Genomic DNA, 15,436 nt, shown 5'->3' on the forward strand with positions numbered 1-15,436 from the left:
ACGGGCCTTTTTATTTGCCGCTCAGACTCAGACACGTAAAAAAGCCCGGCACTAGGCCGGGCTCTGATACGAAGACAATCATTCAGGCATCAGGTATCTGTTTTGCCTGCACCTGGCTCTGTGCGTCCCATCCACCACCTAACGCTCTGAAAAGATCGATTTCGCTAGTCAACTGGCTGAGTCGGTCCGTGATCAGCTGCTGTTGCGCGGTAAACAGTTCACGCTGCGCATCGAGCAATGTCAGGTAGCTGTCCACACCGGTACGGTAGCGGCGATCAGCCAAGTCGTAGTAGCCCTGCGTGCTTTCCACCAAATCACGCTGTGCCTGGACCTGGTCCACATAGGTACGGCGCGCTGCGAGACCATCGGCCACTTCCTGGAAAGCCCCTTGTACCGCTTGCTCGTACTCGGCGACCCGAACATCCTTTTGCAGCGTCGCGTAGTCGACCTCGGCGCGCAGGCGACCCGCACTGAAGATCGGTACGGAAATCTGCGGCGCGAAGTTCCAGTAGCCCGACCCAGCATCGAACAGACCCGATAGCTGACTGCTCGCCGTGCCGGCCGAGCCGGTGAGGCTGACGTTCGGGAACAACGCTGCGCGCAACGCGCCGATATTGGCGTTTGCCGCTTTCAGTTGGTACTCGGCCTGGAGAAGGTCGGGGCGCTGATTGAGCAGGCTTGAAGGCAACCCAACTGGAAGCTGTGCCAGTTGCTGGCTTCCTAGGTCACGCTGCTGCAGCAACCCGGCAGGCGCCGCGCCCCCCAGCAACACGTTCAAGCTGTTTTGGTCCTGAGCAACCTGCCGGGTATAGCGCGCGACGGAAGCCCGTGCGCTGTTGACCGCCGTCTGCGCCTGACGAAGTTCAAGCGATGTCGCCACGCCCACGTCGAAGCTGCGCTGCGTGATACGCAGACTGTTGTCATAGGTGCCCAACGTATCGCGACTCAACTGCAGCAGCGCCTGATCGGCCTGCCAGGTCAGGTAAGCCGTCGCGACGCTGGAAATGAGGCTAATCTGCGTCGCACGCCGACCCGCCTCGGTCGCGAAGTACTGCTGCAGCGCCTGTTCGTTGAGGCTGCGCAAACGGCCGAACAGGTCGATCTCCCACGAAACGCCGAGCGTCGCGCTGTACTGTCCGCCGGTAGTCGACTGGCCCGAGTAACTCAGGTCAGACGGCGTACGCGTGCGAGTTCCCGCCGCATCGCCGGTAAATGAAGGGAACAGCTGTGCGCGTTGAATCCGGTACAACGCTTCGTACGACTGTACGTTCAGCGCCGCGGCACGGAGGTCACGGTTGTTCTCGAGCGCGATACCGACCAATTGCTTCAGCGCAGGGTCCTGGAAAAACTCCTCCCATCCCAACAACCGAACGTCGCTATTCGCCGCATCAGCCGCGTAGGCCTCACCCTGCGGCCATGCATTGTCGATGGGTGCGTTCGGCCGTTCGTATTCCGGGATGAGCGTGCAGCCGCTGATCACGACACTGAGGCTGACGGCAATGAGTGACTTCCTCACGATACTTTCTCCTCATCACCCTGGCTGGTTTCGCGCTTACGGGTAAATAGCGAACCAATCACAACGTAGAACAATGGAATCCAGAAAATAGCGAGTACCAGGGCCGACAGCATGCCACCGATCACACCCGTACCAATGGCATGCTTGCTACCCGCGCCAGCGCCACTCGAAATCGCCAATGGGACGACACCGAGAATGAACGCCAACGACGTCATCACGATCGGGCGTAGACGCATCCGGCACGCTTCAAGCGCGGCGTCGACGTAGGACATGCCGGACTCGTATTGCGCCTTGGCGAATTCGACGATCAGGATCGCGTTCCGCGCCGACAGCCCGATGGTGGTCAATAGTCCCACCTGGAAGAACACGTCGTTAGATAGGCCGCGTCCCAAGGTCGCGATGACAGCTCCAAGAATGCCCAACGGCACGACCAACATGACTGAGAACGGGATGGACCAGCTCTCGTACAGTGCAGCTAGGCACAGGAATACGATCAACAACGAGATCGCATAGAGCGCGGGTGCCTGTGAGCCTGACAAACGCTCTTCGTAGGACAGGCCTGTCCAGGAGAAGCTGACCCCGTCAGGAAGCTCCGAAGCGATCCTTTCGACTTCCGCCATGGCCTCACCCGAGCTGTAACCAGGCGCGGCCTGACCGAGGATCTCCTGAGCGCCGACACCGTTGTAACGCGCAAGCTTCGGCGAACCGTAGCTCCATTCGCCGGTGGCGAATGCATTCATCGGCACCATTTCGCCTGAACTGTTCCGCACGTACCACTTGCCGAGGTCTTCTGGGTTCATCCGAGCCGAGGACTCGCCCTGCACGTAGACCCGCTTGACCCGGCCCCGATCGATGAAGTCGTTCACATAGGAACCACCCCACGCGATGGACAGCGTGCTGTTGACTTCACTCAAGGACACGCCATGCGCCTGCGCTTTCTCGTCATCGATGACGAGCTGGAACTGCGGCTCGTCGTTAAGGCCGTTCGGACGCGTCCCGGCAAGCACCGAGCTTTTGCCCGCCAACCCCAGGAACTGGTTACGCGCCTGCATCATGACGTCGTGACCGACACCCGCGCGGTCCTCGAGGAACAAGTTGAAGCCAGTCGCATTGCCGAGCTCCATCACCGCCGGTGGCGCGAACGCGAAGACCATCGCATCACGGAAGGTGAAGAAGTGTTGCTGAGCGCGCTGCGCCAATGCGAACACACCCTGCTCTTCGGTCGTGCGGTCACCCCACGGCTTGAGCATTATGAACGCCATACCCGAACTCTGCCCCCGACCGGCAAAGTTGAAGCCGGTAACGGTGAATACAGAATTGACAGTGTCTTTCTCATCAGTGAGCAGATACTCGCGCATCTGATCCACGACCTGCTGCGTGCGGTTGGCTGAAGAGCCGGCCGGCGTCTGTACCTGAGCAAAGAGAACGCCCTGGTCCTCTTCAGGCAAGAACGACGTTGGGATACGCGTGAACAGGAAGACCATGATGCCGACGATCACGACGTACATCAGGATGAAGGACACCCGGCGCCCGAGCACGACTTTCACGCCCCCCAGATATCGCTGCGAGAGGTTATCGAAGAAGCGGTTGAACCAGCCGAAGAAGCCTTTCTTTTCGTGGTGATCGGCGTCGATCGGCTTCAGCAGCGTAGCGCACAGCGCCGGGGTGAAGATCAGCGCCACCAATACAGACAGCACCATGGCCGAAACGATGGTGATGGAGAACTGACGGTAGATTACGCCGACCGACCCACCGAAGAACGCCATTGGCAGCAGTACCGCCGAGAGCACTACACCAATGCCCACCAGCGCACCCTGGATCTGGCCCATGGATTTACGCGTGGCTTCTCTAGCGTTCAAGCCCTCCTCACGCATGACCCGTTCGACGTTTTCCACCACGACGATCGCATCGTCTACCAACAGACCAATGGCGAGAATCATCGCGAACATGGTCAGGGTGTTGATGCTGTAGCCAAACATCAGCAGGATGCCGAATGTTCCTAACAGCACGACTGGAACGGCAATCGTCGGAATGATCGTCGCCCGCAGATTCTGCAGGAACAGGAACATCACCAGGAACACGAGTACGAACGCTTCGATAAGTGTGTGTACCACACCCTCGATCGAGGCCGAAATGACTGGCGTGGTGTCATACGGGAAAACCGCCTCGACACCGGGTGGGAAGAACGGCTCAAGCTCCGCAACCGTCGCCCGCACGGCCTCAGCGGTATCCAGCGCATTCGCACCGGTCGCCAAGCGAACCGCGATACCTGACGCCGGGTTGCCGTTGTATTGCGCACTGATGCTGTAGTTCTCAGCGCCGAGCTCGACGCGCGCGACGTCACTGAGATAGACCCGCGAACCATCCGCGTTCACCCGAAGCTGAATCTTGCGGAACTGCTCGGGCGTCTGCAGACGCGTCTTGCCGATGATGGTGGCATTCAATTGCTGGCCTTTGACGGCGGGCAAGCCGCCCAACTGGCCGGACGAAACCTGGACGTTTTGCGCCTGGATAGCGGCTGTCACGTCGGTGGGCGTCATCTGGAAGTTGTTCAGCTTGTCCGGATCGAGCCATATGCGCATCGAGTACTGCGCACCGAACACCTGGAAATCACCCACGCCCTGCGTACGTGAAATCGGATCCTGCATGTTCGACACGATGTAGTTGGACAGGTCGAAGTTGGACATCGTCCCGTCTGTATTGACGAGGCCGACGACCATCAGGAAGTTCTGCTGGAACTTGTTCACGCGCAAGCCCTGCTGCTGCACTTCCTGCGGCAACATGGACATGGCGGCCTGCAGCTTGTTCTGCACCTGGACCTGAGCGATATCGGGGTTTGCCGCCTGATCGAAGGTCACGATGATCCGCATACTGCCGTCGGAGTTACTTTCCGAGGAGATATAGCGCAGGTGGTCGATACCGTTGAGCTGCTGCTCGATGACCTGAACGACCGTATCCTGAACGGTCTGAGCCGACGCACCAGGATAGTTGACCTGAATGGAAACGGCCGGGGGCGCGATGTTCGGGTACTGGTTGACCGGGAGCTTGAGGATGGCCAGGCCGCCCGCAAGCATAATGATCAGCGCGAGAACCCACGCGAAGATCGGTCGATCAATGAAGAAATTCGACATGTTCGTTTATTCCTCAACCTTCCGTGTTAGCCGCGCCAGGCTGATCGACGTTGGTGGCTTCTGATGCATCGACTTTGGCGCCAGGCTGCACGTACTGCAGGCCTTCAGTGATAACGCGGTCGCCCGGCTGCAGGCCCTCACTGACCAACCAGCGATTGCCGACAGCACGGTCCGTCTTCACATCGCGAAGCTCGACTTCGTTGCTTGCATTCACGACCATTGCCGTCGGCTGGCCACGCTGGTTGCGCGTGATGCCCTGCTGCGGCACGAGCAACGCCTCCTGACGAACGCCAGCCTGTAGTTCCGCGCGGACGAACATGCCGGGCAGCAGGACACGATCAGGGTTAGGGAAGACCGCGCGAAGAATGACCGAGCCAGTGCCTTCGTCCACGGATACTTCCGAGAACTCCAGCGTGCCTTCCTGTCCGTAGGTCGAGCCGTCGGACAGCAACAACTTCACCTTTGCGCTGTTATCGCCGGCACGCTGCAAGCGACCCGCATCCAGGTCACGGCGCAGGGACAGGAGATCGGTAACGGACTGGCTAACATCGACGTAGATGGGGTCGAGCTGCTGGATGGTCGCCATCGCATTGGTCTGGCCATTGCTGACCAAAGCGCCCTCAGTCACGGCGGAGCGACCGATCCGACCGGCGATCGGTGCCATCACCTTGGTGTAGCGTACGTTGATCTGGGCTTGATCGAGGTCGGCCTTAGCTTGCAGATAAGCCGCCTGCGCTTCGTCGTACTGCTGCTGGCTCACCGCACGATCCGACACCAGCTGCTTGTAGCGCTGCGCCAGAGACTGCGCCGACGCAAGGGTCGCCTTCGCGCTACCGAGCGTTGCCTGATAGACAGAATCGTCGATCTGATAGAGCTGCTGACCCACCTTAACTTCGGTGCCTTCCTTGAACAGGCGCTTCTCGATAATGCCGTTGACCTGCGGCCGGACTTCCGCCATGCGGAACGCAGCGGTGCGACCAGGCAGTTCGGATGTCAGTGAAAAGGGCTGGGCTTGAAGCGTAACCACACCAACTTTTGGCGCTGGCGCTGCACCTTCCTGTTGTGGAGCATCGCTCTGCTGCCCGCATCCGGCGAGCGATATAGCAATTACGAGAGCGGAAACCAGAGCTGTGGAAGCTGGCTTGATCGACATGGAAGACCTCATGAAAACGGGCTGAGCTGGACGAAAAGACAGGCGTTTATGGACTGACCAGCGGACGGGATCGCGACATTGACGCGAAAATATACTTACATGCATGATTGTTTGTAAACGTAGCAACGTTGCAAATATAGAACGACGTGTTACCTCAATTCCTGGGTGTTACCACTCGACACGCGCCGAGAACTGCCATGGCCCGCCGTACCAAAGAAGAAGCCCTCGAGACCCGCTCGCACATCATTGACGCCGCGGAACACTGCTTTTACGTCAAAGGCGTTTCGCGCACCACGATGGCGGACATTGCGAATGCGGCAGGGGTTACGCGTGGCGCTATCTATTGGCACTTCGAGAACAAGACCGACGTCTTCGACGCGATGCTGAATCGCGTTACTCAACCACTGGAACCTTTGAGCGAAGCTACCCGTAACGAGAACGAGCCAGATCCTCTCGGCCGCACGCGCGAGTTGCTGATCAAAGTCCTTCATGACGTCGTCCACGACCGCAGAAACCGACGCATCCACGAGATCATGTTCCATAAATGTGAATATACGGATGAACTCGGTGACTTGCGGGGGCGCATGGAAGAAGAGCGACGCGAATGCGACCTCGAAATCGAAGCATCGTTGCGTAATTCGATCAGCAAAGGGCAGCTTCCGGATGATCTGGACGTCACCCTCGCGGCGTTCTGCATGCACAGTTATATCGCGGGCCTGCTGGACCAGTGGTTACTGATTCCAGATGCGTTCGACCTCGACCGCTACAGCGCGCAGATCGTGGATAGCTGCTTGGACATGCTGCGACTGAGCCCGGCACTTCGCATCAAGCGCAACGAGTCGTGACAATCATCCAGGCATGAAAAAGCCGGTCACTCGACCGGCCTTTCCGTCATAGCCAGAAACATTTCCAGCCGTTATTTACGTACGCCTTCGAAGGAAATGATCAACTCGACTTCCTGAGATGCTGGGCCGAGGTCCTTCTCGATATCGAAGTCTTTCAGCTTCAGCATTGTGGTGCCTTCGAAGCCGGCACGGTGGCCGCCCCATGGATCGCTGCCCTCGCCGAGCAGCTTCGCCTTGATCACGACCGGCTTGGTCACGCCGTTCAAGGTCAGGTTGCCGGTCACGTCTGCCGTGCCTTCCCCGGTAGATTTAACCGCAGTGGATTCGAAGGTCGCGGTCGGGTTCTTGTCGACGTTCAGGAAGTCCGCACTGCGAATGTGCTTGTCGCGCTCGGCATGATTGGTATCGACGCTTGCAGTCTTCAGCGAGACCGAAATCTTGCTGGCCTCAGGGCTCTTCTCATCAAAGCTGAACGTGCCGTCAAAGTCCTTGAAGGTACCGTATAGCCAGCTGTAGCCCAGGTGGCTGATCTTGAAGTTGACGAAGGCGTGCTGGCCTTCCTTGTCGATCACGTAATCGGCCGCCATGGCATTACCTGCCAACAGCGCAGAACCCAGTGCCAATGCAGCGAGGGATTTCTTCAGCATCTCTTTCTCCTTTAGTGACGTCGGAAGCTGCGCTTCCCCGTTTGAATCAGCGACCCAGCATCCGCACCAATGTACGGTCACGATCGATGAAATGATGTTTTAGCGCCGCCAAGCCATGTAGAACCGCAAAGATGACCAGCGACCAGGCCGCGTATTTATGGATCACGCCCCCTACGTCAGCTTGCGTCGAACCGCCAGTGATCGATGCCGGGACGGTGAACCAGCCGAAGACCGATACTCCGACACCGTCCGCCGTGGAAATCAGGTAGCCCGCGATCATCACGGCGAACAGGCCGAAGTAAAGCAGAAGGTGACCCGCCTTGGACGCCCTGCGCGTGACCAGGCCGTGCGTCGGCAGCGGCGGCGGCACTGGACTGACGTGTCGCCAGATGAGGCGCATCACCATCAGGGCGAGCAACAGCATACCGATGCTTTTGTGAATGTCGGGCGCGCGGTGGTACCACGTATCGTAATAACCCAGCCCTACCATCCAGTAACCCAGCGCGAACAGCCCGAAGACCGTCAGTGCAGCGACCCAGTGCAGCATGATCGAAACGAAACCGTATCGATGTTGGTTGTTGCGCCATTGCATGGGAGCAAGCTCTCAATGAATAAAAACTCGGCTAAGCGTAGCGTCAAACCCATCGAAATCTAGAACAAAAATTCGCTTTGAAATATCGTCTTTGTCGATAGATCAACAGTATTGTGACTCGGTTTTGCTCGTACCAGTGTTTCTGCTTCTCTGACACAGTGCTGTCCTTCAGCGAACGAGACTTTCTGGGCGGTACAACTGCATGACGGCTCCCAGGTCCGTCCGTTCTCCCGATCCTACTCAAGCCAGTTTTTTTGTAGGAGCCAGCTTGCTGGCGATCGCGCTCGACCTGCCGAAAATGTGCTATCGGTTGGATCTGGATCGCCAGCAAGCTGGCTCCTACAAAATCGATCTAACGCTGGCTTCACGAGGCTTCAGGAAATACCTCGGCCCCGGAACGCCCAGTAACGCCGCTCCCCTCAACACCATCTGCTACCCTACCGCGCCGAGCTCCCGGAGAACGCCGATGACACTTAACGCCGACTGGATGAAGCGGGACCTGGCCGTCCTCTGGCATCCCTGCACTCAGATGAAGGATCACGAGCGCTTGCCGCTGATCCCGATTAAACGCGGCGAAGGCGTCTGGCTCGAAGACTTCGAGGGCAAGCGCTACCTCGACGCGGTGAGCTCCTGGTGGGTCAACGTGTTCGGCCATGCGAACGCGTTCATCAATGGGCGCATCCGCGACCAGCTGGATCAGCTCGAGCACGTCATGCTCGCCGGCTTCAGCCACGCGCCTGTGGTGGAATTGTCCGAGCGCCTGGTCGCCCTGACACCCAAGGGGCTCGATCGTGTCTTTTATGCGGACAACGGTTCGTCGGGCATCGAAGTCGCGCTCAAGATGAGCCACCACTACTGGATCAATCACGGCCAACCCGGCAAACGCCGCTTCATCACGCTCACCAACAGCTACCACGGCGAAACGGTCGCCGCGATGTCCGTAGGGGACGTCTCGTTGTTCACCGAGACTTACCGCGCGTTGCTGCTGGATTGCATCAAGGTCCCCACGCCCGACTGCTACCTGCGTCCCGAAGGTGAAACGTGGGAAGCCCACTCTCGGCGCATGTTCGAGCACATGGAAAGAGCCCTAGCCGAACATGCTCACGAGACCGCCGCTGTCATCGTCGAACCCCTGATTCAGGGCGCAGGCGGCATGCGCATGTATCACCCGGTCTACCTCACGCTCCTGCGTGAAGCATGCGACCGGTATGGCGTGCACCTGATCCATGATGAAATTGCCGTTGGGTTCGGTCGCACGGGCACGATGTTCGCCTGTGAGCAGGCAGGCATTACCCCGGACTTCCTCATCCTGTCCAAAGCCCTGACCGGCGGATATTTGCCCATGGCGGCAGTGCTCACAACAAACGACGTCTACCAGGCCTTCTACGATGAATACGAGACCTTGCGCGCGTTCCTGCATTCCCACACCTACACGGGCAATCCCCTCGCCTGTGCCGCGGCCTTGGCGACGCTCGACCTGTTCGAACAGCAGAATGTGATCGAAGCCAACAAGGGCCTAGCGCAGCGGATGGGTTCTGCCACGGCGCACCTGGCCGATCATCCGCATGTTGCCGAGGTCCGCCAAACAGGGATGGCGCTGGCGATCGAGATGGTCCAGGACAAATCCACGCGGACACCGTATGCCTGGCAGGAGCGTCGTGGACTGGCCGTCTACGGGCACGCCTTATCGCGCGGCGCGTTGCTGCGTCCGCTAGGGAACGTCGTTTACTTCCTGCCGCCCTATGTCATCACGCCCGAGCAGATCGATTTCCTGGCCGAGGTCGCTAGCGAGGGGATCGACATCGCGACTCGCAAAGGACCGAGTGTGCAGGTAAGCGCGGATTTCCATCCGGATCATCGCGACCCGGGTTGATAGCGAACGCTAAAACCGTAAGCTTGCCGCCTTCCTGATACAGGCCCATTTGCCATGCGACTTTCCCGCTTCTTCATCGACGCCCCCCTCGGTCTCGGCGAGCACGCTCTGCCTGAGGCGGCGGCTCATTACATTGCGCGCGTGCTGCGTCTCGGACCGGGGGCGGCGGTGCAGTTGTTCGACGGCAGTGGTATGGAATACCGTGGCACGCTCATCGAGGCCGGCAAGAAGCAGGTCCGTGTGGCGCTCGATGAAGCGCTGCCGGGTCTATCAGAATCACCACTGCACATCCATCTGGGCCAGGGCCTGTCCCGAGGCGAGCGTATGGATTGGGCGATCCAGAAAGCCACGGAGCTTGGCGTAGCGGAAATCACACCGGTCGTGTCCGAACGCTGCGAGGTTCGCCTGAAAGACGAGCGCGCCGAAAAGCGCCTCCTTCATTGGCGCCAGATCGCGATCAGCGCCTGCGAACAATGCGGTCGCTCTCGCCTGCCGGTCATCCATGCGCCGGCCACGCTGGACGAATGGACACACACGATCGAGGCGGACCTCAAACTTGTCCTGCACCCGGTGGCGACACCGCTCAGCGACCATTCCAGGCCCACCCGCCTCGCCTTTCTCATTGGCCCTGAAGGCGGTTTGACGGATGACGAAGTGGAGCGCGCCCACGCGGAAGGCTTCCACCCGGCGCGACTAGGCCCTCGCGTATTGCGCACGGAAACCGCCCCCGTGGTTGCACTTAGCCTTGCCCAGCACCTGTGGGGCGATTTCTAGCCCTCCATTCGCGTAGGGCAGAAGGCTGTCCGCCAGCCCGTCCGCGCGCCATAATCGCCCTTACCGTACGTACGCCGGAAGAGAACGTCGCTTGGAACCCAGCAACCACGAAGTCGAGCGCATCAAGCTGCTGCACGCCCTCAACTTGCTCGACACCGACCCGGAGCCGGTCTTCGACCGCATTACCCGGACCTTGTCCAAGAGCCTGGATGTGCCGGTCGCGTTGCTCAGTCTGGTGGACATCGACCGGCAATGGTTCAAATCGCGCATCGGCATGCCAATCACCGAAACGAGTCGCGACATTGCCTTCTGCGACACAGCGATCCGCCAGCCGGAGATCCTGCTCGTGCCCGATGCGCACGAGGACACGCGCTTCGCGGACAATCCCCTGGTAACCGGAGAAGAGCAGTTTCGCTTCTACGCGGGCATTCCCCTGCGCTCCATCGACGGCTATGCGGTTGGGACGCTATGCGCGCTAGACCGCCGCCCGCGCCAGCTGACCGAACAACAGCTGCAAACCCTGCAGGACCTGGCGGACATGGCGACCCGCGAGATCCAGATTCGCGAGGCGGCCGTGCGCTCGCGCAGCCAGCTGGAAGACTCGGATGCCCGCATCGAAGCGAGCGAATCGCGCTTCAGGACGATCTTCGAACGTGCAGGCGTCGGTATCGCGCTGGTTGCACCGGATGGCCACTTCATCCGCGTCAACCAAGCGCTCTGCGAGATCACCGGCTACGACGCGGCCGGCCTGCTGGAATGCACCTTTCAAGACATCACCTACCCCGATGACCTGGACAGCGACCTGCAATTGCTGCAACACCTGATCAGTGACGACCTCGACCGCTATCAATTGGAAAAACGCTATATCCAGTCGAACGGCGAAATCATCTGGGTCAATCTGCTGGTGACCAAGCACGTCAAGCGTCAGGGCGAAATCGACTACTTCATCGCCATCATCGAAGACATCAATGCGCGCAAGGTCGCCGAAAACGAACTGCAGGCGCTGCGCGATGATCTGGAGCATCAGGTCACCTCACGGACACAAGACTTGCGCCGCGTGAATCGCGCACTCTCCGACGCCATGCTGCAGCAGATCGAAGCTCAGAACACGTTGGCGAGGCGCGAGGCGGAGCTCTCTGCCGTGCTGGAAAACGCAAGCGATGCGTTCGTGAGCGTCAACGCGAATGGCTGCATTCGCGCCTGGAACAAACAAGCAGAAGAAACGTTCGGCTGGTCGCCGGACGAGGCAATGGGCAATCACATCGAGACGCTACTGATTCCACCTGCACGGCGTCCAGAATACCGCGCCGACTGGCACGAGCAGGCGGCCCAGGGTGCCGGCTCGTTCGGCAAGCGCCTCGAACTCGAAGCCCTGCGCAAGGATGGCCAGACGGTGCCCGTCGAGGTGCGCATCAGCACCGTCACCCTGCCCGACCAGAAGATCTTCAACGCCTTCCTCCACGACATCAGTGAGCGCAAGCTCACCGAGCAACGGCGCGAGCAAGAGGCCCTGCATGATGCACTCACCGGCCTGCCAAATCGCCGCGCCATGTACGAACGGATTCCCGCAGCCCTTGGCCGTGCCAAACGCCATGGGACAGGAACCGCCCTGCTCTTCATCGATCTGGACGGCTTCAAACAGGTGAACGATCAATTCGGTCACGATGCAGGCGACCAACTCCTCTGCACCGTCGCCGAACGTCTGCGGGCCAACGTGCGGGTCAGCGATGGCGTATTTCGTCTTGCAGGCGATGAATTCACGGTGCTGCTGGAAGATGTCTCTGGTGGCCAGGACAGCGCTGCGCGAATCGCGGAAAAACTGTTGGCGGCGATCGCTGAACCGGTGCCCCTAAGTGAGGGCGAAGCCAGCGTCGGCGCTAGCATCGGCGTTGCTATCAGCGATCCGGATGACACCCTGGTCCCTGAGGAATGGGTTAAAGCGGCCGATACGGCCATGTATGACGCTAAACGCACAGGCAAAGGCCGAATCGTTTTCGTTTGAGCCCCGCACACTGGGAATTGCCAATTGAAGGCTACTTGGCAAGCCTCTTTGATAATACTTATCATTACCGGACATTGACGCTGGCATGACAGGGCCAGTACACCCCGACTCACACCTTCGGTGCGGCTCATGTCCAGTAACGCGGTCCTTCACCATCACGCGCTCCGCACCGTCTACATCGATCACCACGGCTGGCTGAGTGCCTGGTTACGCCGTCAGCTTGGATGCCAAGATCAGGCAGCGGACCTGGCGCACGACACCTTTCTTCGTCTGCTCGCTCGGGATCGCGACCTGAGTGCCATTCGCGAGCCCCGCGCCTATCTTCATACGATCGCCAAAGGGTTGCTGGTCAACCACTGGAAGCGGCGCGACATTGAGCAGGCGTACCTGCAGGCGCTCGCTGCGCAGCCCGACGCCCTGGCGCCTTCACCCGAAACCCGGGCATTGATCATCGAGACGCTGACAGAAATCGATCGACTGCTCGCCAGCCTTCCGCAGAACGTGCGCACCGCGTTCCTCCTGTCGCAACTCGATGGCCTGACCTACTCCGTCATCGCCGTGCGGCTGGGGGTTTCCGAGCGCATGGTCAAGAAGTACATGGCACGCGCGATGTTCGAATGCCTGGCCTTGATGGACACTGACGTATGACGCCTGACCGCAGGGTCCTGCAAGAGGCGGCGGACTGGTTCGCCCTGTTCGCCTCCGAGCGACACAGCGACGCCGATCACCGCGCCTGGAAAGTCTGGCTAGACGAGCCCGCACACGCCTCGGCCTGGCAAAAAGTGGAACGAATCAGCGGGCAAATGCGGCAGTTGCAGTCCACCAATGCCACCGCCTCTAGCCAGACCTTACGTGGCCGAACGAATCGGCGCCAAGCGCTCAAGACGCTCGCGGTCGTGATGGGCGGCGGAGCCCTCACCTGGCAGGCCGGTGCCGACCGGTTGTGGCAACACTGGCAGGCGGATGCCGCCACCGGCGTGGGACAGGTTCGACAGATCGCCTTAGCCGATGGCGCCGCGTTATGGCTCAATTCCGACTCCGCCGTGGACCTGGCAGGGCCGGACCACATTCGCTTCTTGCGGGGCGAAGTGCTCGCACAGGCCGGCACGCACGGTCATCTCCACCTCGACTGCGTTGCAGCGCGTATCACGCTTTCGCGACACGGCCGCTGCTCGCTACGGGAGACAGACAGTGGTGCGCTTTGGCTGACAGTGTTCGCTGGAGACGCCATGTTGCGCACCTTCGACGATCGAGTCGAACACGTGGCTGCTGGTCAAACAATTCGCTTCGACAGCAACGGCATCAGCGCCCGAAACGCCGCCGACGAGGCGCGTCGGGCTTGGGCGACGGGCATCTTGTTGGCTAATGATCGCCGTCTAGGTGACGTTCTCGACGACCTCGCCCGCTATCGCCATGGATACCTGGGCTACGCCCCTGCAATCGCGGAAATTCGTGTTGTCGGCGCATTTCCTCTGGCGGATACCGACCGCGTTCTAGACGCGCTGGCCGCGACGCTACCCGTCCGCATTCATCGCACGCTGCCCTGGTGGGTCACGGTCGAAGCATTTTCCGCCTAGCCGTACAGCGTGATTTTTCCGCTAGCATGACGGCATGCCTCGTACTGGAAGAGTCCCATGCCGAACGACCGTAAGCTTCACACCGATACCCGCATCGTACACGCCGGCCGTGACTTCGACAGCGGCATCGGCCGCCCCTTCAACCCGCCAGTGGTTCGCTGGAGCAGCGTGCTCTTCGACAATCTGAAGCGTATGCGCGAAACCGAATCCCGTGGGCAACTCAGCTATGGCGCCAATGGCAACCCGACCGCGCAGGCACTGGAGGCCTTCGTCACGGAGCTCGAAGGCGGGCATGGCACACGCTTGTACGCCACGGGGCTCGCGGCCATTGCGCAGATGTTCCAGTCCTACCTGCGCCCCGGCGATCACGTACTGATCACCGACGCCGTCTACGGCCCGGTCCGCCGTCTGGCCAATAACTTCCTGGCGCCCTTTGGCATCGAGTTCGAGTACTTCGCCGCGGACGGGTGCGACATCGAATCCCTTATCCGCCCGAATACCGCCATGGTCTATGCCGAAGTGCCCGGCTCGCTGGCCTTCGAAATGTGCGACCTGCCCGCGCTATCAACGCTGTGCAAGCGACACGACATCCTGCTCGCGGTGGACAACACTTGGGGTTCCGGGGTGCTATATCGCCCCTTGCAACTCGGTGCGGACATCTCTGTCATGGCCCTCACCAAATACATCGCCGGGCATTCGGACGTGATGATGGGCAGCGTGACGACGACCGAAGCGTGCTGGGAAACCCTGACCCGCATGAACACTGCCGTCGGTAACACGGTCAGCCCAGACGATGCCTACCTCGTGCTGCGCGGCGCCCGCACCGTGCGTGCACGGCTGGCGATGCACCAGCAACACGCGTTGCAGGTCGCAGAGTGGCTGCAAGCGCGCCCCGAGGTCGCCCGCGTGCTTCACCCCGCCCTGCCGGACGATCCGAGTCATGCCTTATGGCAGCGCGACTTCAGCGGTGCGAACGGCCTGCTCAGCTTCGAGTTTAAACAACGCGATCCCGAGGTGATCGACCGTTTCGTCGCCGCCCTGAAGCTGTTCGGCATCGGTTATTCCTGGGGCGGTTTCGAGAGTCTGGTCAGCGTCGTCACCACGCGTGGAACTCGCTCGGTTGCAGACTGGAGCACCCACGGCCCGATGCTGCGTCTGCATGTCGGCCTGGAAAACCCGGACGACCTCATTCGCGACCTGGAAGCGGGATTCGCCGCGATTGGCTGATACGCCCTCAACCGTTGCGCGGGCCGGCACCCGCCCGACCAAAACTACGTAGCCCGGGTGAAACGCGGGAACGGAAAAAAGTTTAGCGCTCCGGTTCCC

General features: G+C 60.3%; 12 protein-coding genes. 7 read left to right on the top strand and 5 right to left on the bottom strand.

What is annotated here, in order from left to right; translation table 11 throughout:
- Positions 1-82: 82 nt before the first annotated feature.
- The 3 genes from IEY47_RS16665 to IEY47_RS16675 are packed head-to-tail and all read right to left on the bottom strand — an operon-like array spanning position 83 to position 5,800.
- Positions 83-1,516 (bottom strand): efflux transporter outer membrane subunit, encoded by a 1,434-nt coding sequence (locus tag IEY47_RS16665; RefSeq protein WP_188984717.1) that lies wholly within the window; start codon positions 1,514-1,516, stop codon positions 83-85.
- Positions 1,513-4,647: an efflux RND transporter permease subunit gene (locus tag IEY47_RS16670; protein ID WP_188984719.1), complete on the bottom strand. Its 3,135-nt coding sequence runs from the start codon at positions 4,645-4,647 to the stop codon at positions 1,513-1,515. The genes IEY47_RS16665 and IEY47_RS16670 overlap by 4 nt, the downstream gene beginning before the upstream one ends.
- A gap of 13 nt (positions 4,648-4,660) precedes the next feature.
- Entirely contained in the window at positions 4,661-5,800 is a 1,140-nt protein-coding gene (locus IEY47_RS16675) for an efflux RND transporter periplasmic adaptor subunit (protein ID WP_188984721.1), read from the bottom strand.
- A 197-nt stretch (positions 5,801-5,997) separates the two neighbouring features.
- Here IEY47_RS16675 and IEY47_RS16680 point away from each other — a divergent pair, with 197 nt between their 5' ends.
- On the top strand, positions 5,998-6,645 hold the full coding sequence (locus IEY47_RS16680) for a TetR family transcriptional regulator (RefSeq protein WP_188984723.1): 648 nt from the start codon (positions 5,998-6,000) through the stop codon (positions 6,643-6,645).
- Positions 6,646-6,716: 71 nt separating this feature from the next.
- Here the strand turns inward: IEY47_RS16680 and IEY47_RS16685 are convergent, their stop codons facing one another.
- Both IEY47_RS16685 and IEY47_RS16690 read right to left on the bottom strand, forming a co-directional pair.
- A complete protein-coding gene (locus IEY47_RS16685) occupies positions 6,717-7,292 on the bottom strand; it encodes a YceI family protein (RefSeq protein WP_188984725.1) in 576 nt (191 codons plus the stop codon).
- A gap of 46 nt (positions 7,293-7,338) precedes the next feature.
- Entirely contained in the window at positions 7,339-7,884 is a 546-nt protein-coding gene (locus IEY47_RS16690) for a cytochrome b (protein ID WP_188984727.1), read from the bottom strand.
- A 466-nt stretch (positions 7,885-8,350) separates the two neighbouring features.
- Between IEY47_RS16690 and IEY47_RS16695 the strand changes: the two genes are divergently transcribed.
- The 6 genes from IEY47_RS16695 (at position 8,351) to metC (ending at position 15,337) form a co-directional block, all read left to right on the top strand.
- Entirely contained in the window at positions 8,351-9,757 is a 1,407-nt protein-coding gene (locus IEY47_RS16695; RefSeq protein WP_188984729.1) for an adenosylmethionine--8-amino-7-oxononanoate transaminase, read from the top strand.
- Between the two features lie 54 nt (positions 9,758-9,811).
- Positions 9,812-10,531, top strand: a complete 720-nt coding sequence (locus tag IEY47_RS16700; protein WP_188984731.1) for a 16S rRNA (uracil(1498)-N(3))-methyltransferase — start codon at positions 9,812-9,814, stop codon at positions 10,529-10,531.
- Positions 10,532-10,622: 91 nt separating this feature from the next.
- Positions 10,623-12,533 carry a sensor domain-containing diguanylate cyclase gene (locus IEY47_RS16705; protein WP_188984733.1) on the top strand — a complete coding sequence of 637 codons (1,911 nt, stop codon included), beginning with the start codon at positions 10,623-10,625 and terminating at the stop codon, positions 12,531-12,533.
- A 129-nt stretch (positions 12,534-12,662) separates the two neighbouring features.
- Entirely contained in the window at positions 12,663-13,181 is a 519-nt protein-coding gene (locus IEY47_RS16710) for a sigma-70 family RNA polymerase sigma factor (protein ID WP_188984735.1), read from the top strand.
- A complete protein-coding gene (locus IEY47_RS16715; protein ID WP_188984737.1) occupies positions 13,178-14,110 on the top strand; it encodes a DUF4880 domain-containing protein in 933 nt (310 codons plus the stop codon). Before IEY47_RS16710 ends, IEY47_RS16715 begins: the two co-directional genes overlap by 4 nt.
- Positions 14,111-14,167: 57 nt before the next feature.
- Entirely contained in the window at positions 14,168-15,337 is a 1,170-nt protein-coding gene (gene metC / locus IEY47_RS16720) for a cystathionine beta-lyase (RefSeq protein ID WP_188984739.1), read from the top strand.
- Positions 15,338-15,436 lie beyond the last annotated feature (99 nt).

The sequence above is a fragment of the Pseudomonas matsuisoli genome (genome assembly GCF_014647635.1).
GTDB classification, from domain to species: Bacteria; Pseudomonadota; Gammaproteobacteria; order Pseudomonadales; family Pseudomonadaceae; genus Pseudomonas_P; species Pseudomonas_P matsuisoli.